The following is a 6,973-nucleotide window of genomic DNA, read 5'->3' on the forward strand; positions in this document are numbered from 1 at the left end:
AGCTTTCAACCAAAAGGATTTTGAACACGCCGTAAAGCGCGTGCAGGAATACATTGCACAAGGTGATGTGTTTCAGGTAAACCTGTCGATTCGTCAGCAACGTACGCTGGTAGCCCAACCTGAGGATATTTATGAGTGGCTTCGCCTGCTGAACCCTTCCCCTTACATGGGCCTGCTGCGGATGCCGGATTTACGAATCGTCAGCAGTTCGCCCGAATTACTGGTAAAGCTGGAGGATGGACGCGTCAGCGCACGTCCCATTGCAGGTACAAGAAGGCGAGGACTCACGCCGGAAGAGGATACTGCCATGGCTGCGGAGCTGCTATCGAGCGAAAAAGAGCGCGCCGAGCATATCATGCTCGTTGATCTGGAACGCAATGATATCGGACGGATTGCTGAATACGGAACGGTGCATGTGCCGGAGTTGCTGACTGTCGAGTACTATTCGCACGTGATGCATCTCGTTTCTCAAGTAGAGGGCAAGCTGGCCGCGGGTCGTACCGCTTTAGATGTGATCGCCGCCACGTTTCCTGGGGGAACCATTACCGGAGCACCCAAGGTGCGCACCATGGAAATCATTGAAGAATTAGAGCCTGTCCGGCGTGGTCCTTATACAGGGTCCATGGGGTGGATTGACTATAACGGCAATATGGAATTAAATATTATAATAAGAACACTAGCTGTCAAAGGCAGCACGGCCTATTTACAGGCAGGTGCAGGCGTTGTCATTGACTCAGACCCGTACAGGGAATATCGCGAGTGCCGAAATAAGGCAAGAGCCGTCATGAAAGCAGTACAATGTGGTGAAGAAGAAGCCGCTTTGAGCAAAAGCGGTATCACAGGAGGGTGAGTCGTATGATTTTGGTGATTGATAACTATGATTCGTTTACGTACAATCTTGTTCAGTATTTGGGTGAGCTAGGCGAGGAAGTAACCGTAAGACGGAACGATGAGATTGATCTGAAAGGCATAGAAGAGTTGGCGCCGGAGCATATTCTGATTTCACCGGGTCCATGCACGCCGAATGAGGCGGGAATATCGCTGGATGTGATTAGTCACTTTAAAGGGCTGATTCCGATCTTCGGCGTTTGTCTCGGTCACCAGGCCATCGGACAGGCATTTGGCGGTAATGTCATCCGGGCTGAACGACTCATGCACGGCAAAACATCACCGATTCTCCACCATAATACATCGGTATTTGAAGGCTTGCCTTCCCCGTTCACAGCGACCCGGTATCATTCTTTGCTGGTGGAGCGCGAGAGCCTGCCTGAATGTCTGGAAATTACCGCTGAAACTGCGGAAGGTGAAATTATGGGCTTGCGGCATAAAGAGTTTGCCGTGGAAGGAGTCCAGTTCCATCCTGAGTCCATCATTACGGACTACGGACATCAGCTGTTACGCAATTTCCTAAAACGCAAGGTAGGCGTCTGATTCATGAAATACATCGGAGTCAATGGCGTCCTCACGGAAGCCGCAGATGCCGTGATTCACGTAAGTGATCACGGCTTTTTGTACGGAATGGGCCTGTTTGAGACCTTCCGTACCTACAAGGGAGTTCCGTTTCTGCTCGATCGTCATTTGAACAGACTGGCAGAGGGCTGCCAGATGCTGGGCATTCCTTTTCAACCGGACAAGGGCCAGCTTACCGCGCATGTCCAAAGTCTGATGGCCGCGAATAGTCTGAACGAAGCATATATCCGTTACACCGTGTCGGCGGGCGAAGAGGTACTTGGCTTGCCGTCTGGTGACTATACACGGCCTAACCATATTTTGTTCGCCAAGCCGTTACCCGCTACCCATACAGAAACCGTGGGAACAACTGTCGCGTCGGCGCTTCAGTTGTTGCGAACGCCAAGAAACACGCCCGAGGGTGAGATTCGTTTAAAGTCGCTCCATTATATGAATAACATTCTCGCCAAGCGGGAGCTTCAGCAGTACGCCGCTGCCGTCCAGCATAGGGCTGAAGGGATGATGCTTACGGCAGACGGTTTCTTGGCAGAAGGCATGGTCAGCAACCTGTTTTTTGTACGAAATGATACGCTGTACACCCCGGAGCTGTCTACAGGTATCCTGCCAGGTATTACACGTGGACTTATTGTGGAGCTAGCGCAAGCGAGAGGCATCCACTGTGAGCAGGGTCTATACCGTTGGGACGAGCTGCGGCTGGCTGATGAAATATTTATGACGAATTCCATACAGGAAATCCGGCCTGTGAGCCTACTGCTGGAGCTGGATGGAACGACGCACCGGTTATCCGATGCCTGGAAACAGGCTGGTTCCATAACCGCTCTGCTGATACACGATTACAGAGAGAAAGCAGGGATGAATTGAATATACCGACCTTTTACCGACGAAGCTATCAGATGGGCGAGGCCGAGCTTACGCTCGGAGATTCCACACAGGTGATGGGTATACTGAACGTGACCCCGGATTCATTTTCCGATGGCGGATTGCACAATAGTCTGGAGATTGCCGTTTTACATGCCTTGAAGCTGGTGGAGGATGGAGCCGATATTATTGATATTGGCGGCGAGTCCACCCGGCCGGGGCATGATCCGGTAGGCGTGGAAGAAGAGCTGGCCCGTGTTATTCCGGTAGTACAGGCTATCCACCGTATTGCTCCACACATTCCATTATCCGTGGATACTTACAAAGCTGAAGTAGCCCGGCAGGCGCTTGAAGCAGGTGCGCATATCATCAATGATGTGTGGGGGTTTAAGGCAGACCCTGACATGGCAAGTGTGGCTTCACAATTCGATTGTCCAGTCATTTTAATGCATAATCGTCATGACCGTAACTATAGCGATTTTATATCTGATATGATTAATGATTTAAAAGAAAGTATCAGATTGGCGCTGGATGCAGGTGTACGTGCGGAACAGATTATTTTAGATCCGGGCATCGGGTTTGCCAAAGATTACGACGAAAATATTCATGCTATGACTTCTCTGGATACACTAAGTCAGTTGGGCTACCCGCTGCTGTTGGCGACGTCACGCAAAAGATTTATCCGTACAGCACTGGATTTGCCTGTGGATGATGTGGTTGAGGGCACAGCGGCTACGGTTGCCTTTGGCATTGCCCAAGGCTGTCAGATTGTGCGCGTACATGATGTTGCGCAAATCAAGCGCACAGTGCGTATGTGTGATGCGATGGTGTACGGGTCTAAAAATGCACTGAGTTATGGGGGGTAGGAACGGCTTCGCGAATCATTTGATCCTGCGATCGCTGTTGCAACGGGATTTTTTGAATTGGTAAAACATGTAGAGGTAAAAATCCCGTTGCAAAGGCGAGCGCTACGCTTCTTCGGATTCAAATAATTCGCTACGCTACTGCCCGCATAAAGTCACTGCATTTTCAGAAAAAAAATTTATTATAAAAAAATTGAATAAAAAAACAGGGGGACTACCACGATGGATAAAATGGTTTTGCATCGTATGGAGTATTACGGATATCACGGCGTTTTTCCCGAAGAACGTAAGCTGGGACAGCGTTTCTACATTGATTTGGAACTGGAGCTTGATCTGCGTGAGGCGGGCGAGCAAGATGCATTGGACAAAACGGTTAATTACGCTGAGGTGCATTACACTGTTAAAGATATTGTAGAAAAGGAATCTTACCAATTGATAGAAGCTTTAGGCGAACGTATTGCAACTTCCTTACTGGACACTTATACTAGTGTCAATGCACTGACTGTCAAAGTCACGAAGCCGCATCCGCCGTTTGATATTCATTTTGAGGGCGTGACGGTTGAGCTTTATCGCGCAAGAAAGTAGGAACGGTACATGAACGCACATTCGACCTCTGAGGCATCAGAGGCTTATATTGCTTTAGGGGCTAATTTGGGGGATCGTGAGCATACCCTGTATGAAGCCATCACGGCGCTGGACGAACATCCGGGTATACGGGTACTGCGTTGCTCCAGCCTGTACGAAACAGAGCCTGTCGGGTATCTGGATCAGCCTTCTTTTTTGAATATGACAGTAGCCATATCCACAACACTTGCTCCAGATGAGCTTCTGACCTTCATGCTGGAGGTAGAGAGCCATTTGGGTAGAGTAAGACATATTCCTAACGGTCCGCGCACCATTGATCTGGATTTGTTATGGATGGAAGCGGTGCAGCTCGCTACGCCGGATTTGGAGCTTCCTCATCCCCGTATGCTGGAGCGTGCTTTTGTGCTTGTCCCATTGGCTGATATCGTTCCGAACCAAGATCCATCCGGACTGTACAGTATCGTGCATACTGCATTGAAATCATTGGATGGAAAGGACGGCATACAGTTTTGGAAAACAAGCAGCTGGCGCAACGGCTTCGCGCCTTTCGGAAGCTAAAAGGATTCACGCAGCAGGAGTTGGCTGAGCGAACCGGCATATCCTTGGCCATACTGGGGGCTGTGGAACGGGGCAACCGAACGGTAGAGCCTGACATGTTGGATATTATTGCCCAAACGCTAGAAATTGAAGTCCGGGAACTGACGGAATGACGATAAGTACACCATATACAAGTATGAATAAAGGAGTGAACAGAGAATGTTGAAAATCGGCGGTATTGAAATGAAAAACCAGGTCGTGCTGGCTCCGATGGCGGGCGTGTGTAACCCTGCTTTCCGTCTGATTGCCAAAGAATTTGGCACAGGCCTGGTATGCGCAGAAATGGTTAGTGACAAGGCAATCATTCACGGTAACAAGCGCACGCGTGAGATGCTGTTTGTGGATGAGCGTGAGAAGCCGCTTAGTCTGCAAATTTTTGGGGGTGACCGTGAATCGTTGGTGGAAGCGGCCAAGGTCGTGGATCAGGAGACGAACGCAGATATTATTGACATCAATATGGGTTGCCCGGTTCCCAAGGTAACCAAATGTGATGCGGGTGCCCGTTGGTTGCTTGATCCCAATAAAATTTATGAAATGGTATCCGCTGTAGTGGAATCCGTTAGTAAGCCAGTTACCGTGAAAATGCGTATTGGTTGGGATAGCGAGCATATTTATGCCGTAGAGAACGCTCGTGCCGTAGAACGCGCCGGAGGTCAGGCTGTCAGCGTACATGGTCGTACACGGGAGCAATTGTATACGGGACATGCGAACTGGGATATTATAAAAGAAGTTAAAGAAGCAGTTTCCATTCCTGTAATCGGAAATGGGGACGTGGCTACACCGGAAGATGCCCGTCGGATGCTGGATTTGACCAACTGTGACGGTGTTATGATCGGACGCGGCGCTCTGGGTAATCCTTGGATGCTGTACCGTACGATTGAGTATTTGCAGACAGGTGAGCTTTTGCCTGATCCTTCACCGGAAGAAAAAATCCGCATTGCCGTTCTGCATATGGATCGCCTGGTGGCATTGAAGGGTGAGGCTGTGGCTGTCCGCGAAATGCGTAAGCATCTGGCTTGGTACCTCAAAGGACTTAGAGGCTCTGCACGCATTAAGGACGTTGTTATGGAAGAAACGAGACGTGATGATATGGTGCGTATTTTGGAAGGTTTTGTATCCGTACTACACACGGTAGAAAATGATGAGCATTCCACAGAGGCTGCTTCTCCTGCCGCCGTTGCGCAATAAGGAAGCTGCTTCTGCCTTTGTATGCGATTGACTTTTCCAATTGCTTGCCCTATAATCGTTCAGTATAAAATCTTGATGTATTCTACAATTTGTATGTAGCTCTCAAGACAACAGCAGGAAATGTTCTCATTCCCTCAGAGTGGCATATTATGTTTTGAAAGCGTGCATTCCGATGCACTTTTAAACTTTTCCCATGACAGGAGAATCGGTTAAGATGAGCGATAAAGAAGTCATTCTGACACAGGAAGGTCTTAGAAAGCTCGAAGATGAGCTTGAGAACTTAAAGTCTGTCAAACGCCGTGAAGTGGCGGAACGGATTAAGGTAGCTATCGGATACGGGGATATCAGTGAAAACTCCGAGTATGAGGATGCGAAGAATGAGCAGGCTTTTATTGAAGGCCGTGTCATTACACTGGAAAAAATGCTACGCAATGCCCGCATTATCAATAGTGATGAAATTGAAACCGATGTTGTGGGAGTAGGCGCAACCGTGACTGTTGAGGATATGGAATTCGGAGATGTTACAGAGTATGCGATCGTAGGTTCAGCTGAATCGGACCCGCTCCAGAATAAAATCTCCAATGAAAGTCCGCTTGGCAAGGCAATGCTCGGTAAGAAAAAAGGAACTGTTGTGGATGTCACTGTTCCAGCAGGTGTTATACAATATAAAATCGTGGATATCAAAAAATAAGACACGGACTTTGGAATTGAATGTAAAAGCTTCCTTGGGGAAGCTTTTTTTCTCTACACCCGGACGGACCCCGGCCCGTCTATTCATATTGAAGGAGCTGATTTAGCACCATGTCAGATGAAACTACTAACCAGGAACCTCAAGAAAATCGCGAGGAACTAAGCGAACTGCTGCAAATTCGCCGCGCCAAATTGGACGAGCTTCGCTCGTTAGGTATTGATCCTTTTGGTCGTAAATACATACGCACAGCTGAGGCAGGTGTACTGCTAAGCAAGTATGACAGTCTGACCAAGGAAGAACTGGAAGAAAAGAATGTTGAACTTAGCATTGCAGGCCGTATTATGGCTAAGCGTGTTATGGGGAAAGCCAGCTTTGCCCATGTACAGGATCTCAGTGGACGTATTCAAATCTATGTTCGTCAAGATACTGTGCCGGAAGCTAAATACAAAGCGTTCGGTATTCTGGATTTGGGCGACATTGTAGGAATTAAAGGCGTACTGTTCAAGACCAAAACAGGGGAAACCACCATTAAGGTGCTGGATCTTGAGGTATTGTCCAAATCGTTGTACCCGTTGCCGGAGAAATATCATGGTCTGAAGGATGTTGAGCTGCGTTACCGTCAGCGTTACGTCGATCTGGTTATGAACCCTGAAGTACAAAAAACGTTCATTACACGTTCCCGTATTATTCAATCCATGCGTCGTTATCTGGACTCGCTCGG

General features: G+C 48.6%; 10 protein-coding genes. All 10 read left to right on the forward strand.

Annotated elements, in window-relative coordinates:
* Positions 1-850: anthranilate synthase component I family protein (locus C1I60_RS25365; protein WP_252361616.1), on the forward strand; the 850-nt coding region annotated here is incomplete at its 5' end.
* A gap of 5 nt (positions 851-855) precedes the next feature.
* Entirely contained in the window at positions 856-1,431 is a 576-nt protein-coding gene (gene pabA, locus C1I60_RS07165; protein ID WP_137061114.1) for an aminodeoxychorismate/anthranilate synthase component II, read from the forward strand.
* A gap of 3 nt (positions 1,432-1,434) precedes the next feature.
* Positions 1,435-2,331 carry an aminotransferase class IV gene (locus tag C1I60_RS07170; protein ID WP_137061115.1) on the forward strand — a complete coding sequence of 299 codons (897 nt, stop codon included), beginning with the start codon at positions 1,435-1,437 and terminating at the stop codon, positions 2,329-2,331.
* On the forward strand, positions 2,328-3,194 hold the full coding sequence (gene folP, locus C1I60_RS07175; RefSeq protein WP_137061116.1) for a dihydropteroate synthase: 867 nt from the start codon (positions 2,328-2,330) through the stop codon (positions 3,192-3,194). The genes C1I60_RS07170 and folP overlap by 4 nt, the downstream gene beginning before the upstream one ends.
* Before the next feature lie 219 nt (positions 3,195-3,413).
* Entirely contained in the window at positions 3,414-3,776 is a 363-nt protein-coding gene (gene folB, locus C1I60_RS07180; protein WP_137061117.1) for a dihydroneopterin aldolase, read from the forward strand.
* A 9-nt stretch (positions 3,777-3,785) separates the two neighbouring features.
* Positions 3,786-4,334 carry a 2-amino-4-hydroxy-6-hydroxymethyldihydropteridine diphosphokinase gene (gene folK / locus C1I60_RS07185; protein ID WP_137061118.1) on the forward strand — a complete coding sequence of 183 codons (549 nt, stop codon included), beginning with the start codon at positions 3,786-3,788 and terminating at the stop codon, positions 4,332-4,334.
* On the forward strand, positions 4,286-4,486 hold the full coding sequence (locus C1I60_RS07190; protein ID WP_137061119.1) for a helix-turn-helix domain-containing protein: 201 nt from the start codon (positions 4,286-4,288) through the stop codon (positions 4,484-4,486). Before folK ends, C1I60_RS07190 begins: the two co-directional genes overlap by 49 nt.
* 46 nt (positions 4,487-4,532) lie before the next feature.
* Positions 4,533-5,561 (forward strand): tRNA dihydrouridine synthase DusB, encoded by a 1,029-nt coding sequence (gene dusB, locus C1I60_RS07195; protein ID WP_137061120.1) that lies wholly within the window; start codon positions 4,533-4,535, stop codon positions 5,559-5,561.
* 214 nt (positions 5,562-5,775) lie between these two features.
* Positions 5,776-6,252 carry a transcription elongation factor GreA gene (gene greA, locus C1I60_RS07200; RefSeq protein ID WP_137061121.1) on the forward strand — a complete coding sequence of 159 codons (477 nt, stop codon included), beginning with the start codon at positions 5,776-5,778 and terminating at the stop codon, positions 6,250-6,252.
* 110 nt (positions 6,253-6,362) lie between these two features.
* Positions 6,363-6,973: OB-fold nucleic acid binding domain-containing protein (locus tag C1I60_RS25370; protein WP_252361618.1), on the forward strand; the 611-nt coding region annotated here is incomplete at its 3' end.

The organism is Paenibacillus terrae (assembly GCF_005217525.1).
GTDB lineage: Bacteria > Bacillota > Bacilli > Paenibacillales > Paenibacillaceae > Paenibacillus > Paenibacillus terrae_C.

Bases quoted from the DNA above. Each gene is read 5' to 3' on its own strand.
- dusB (WP_137061120.1), top strand. From the start codon at position 4,533: ATGTTGAAAATCGGCGGTATTGAAATGAAAAACCAGGTCGTGCTGGCT.
- C1I60_RS07170 (WP_137061115.1), top strand. From the start codon at position 1,435: ATGAAATACATCGGAGTCAATGGCGTCCTCACGGAAGCCGCAGATGCC.
- folB (WP_137061117.1), top strand. From the start codon at position 3,414: ATGGATAAAATGGTTTTGCATCGTATGGAGTATTACGGATATCACGGC.
- greA (WP_137061121.1), top strand. From the start codon at position 5,776: ATGAGCGATAAAGAAGTCATTCTGACACAGGAAGGTCTTAGAAAGCTC.
- folK (WP_137061118.1), top strand. From the start codon at position 3,786: ATGAACGCACATTCGACCTCTGAGGCATCAGAGGCTTATATTGCTTTA.
- pabA (WP_137061114.1), top strand. From the start codon at position 856: ATGATTTTGGTGATTGATAACTATGATTCGTTTACGTACAATCTTGTT.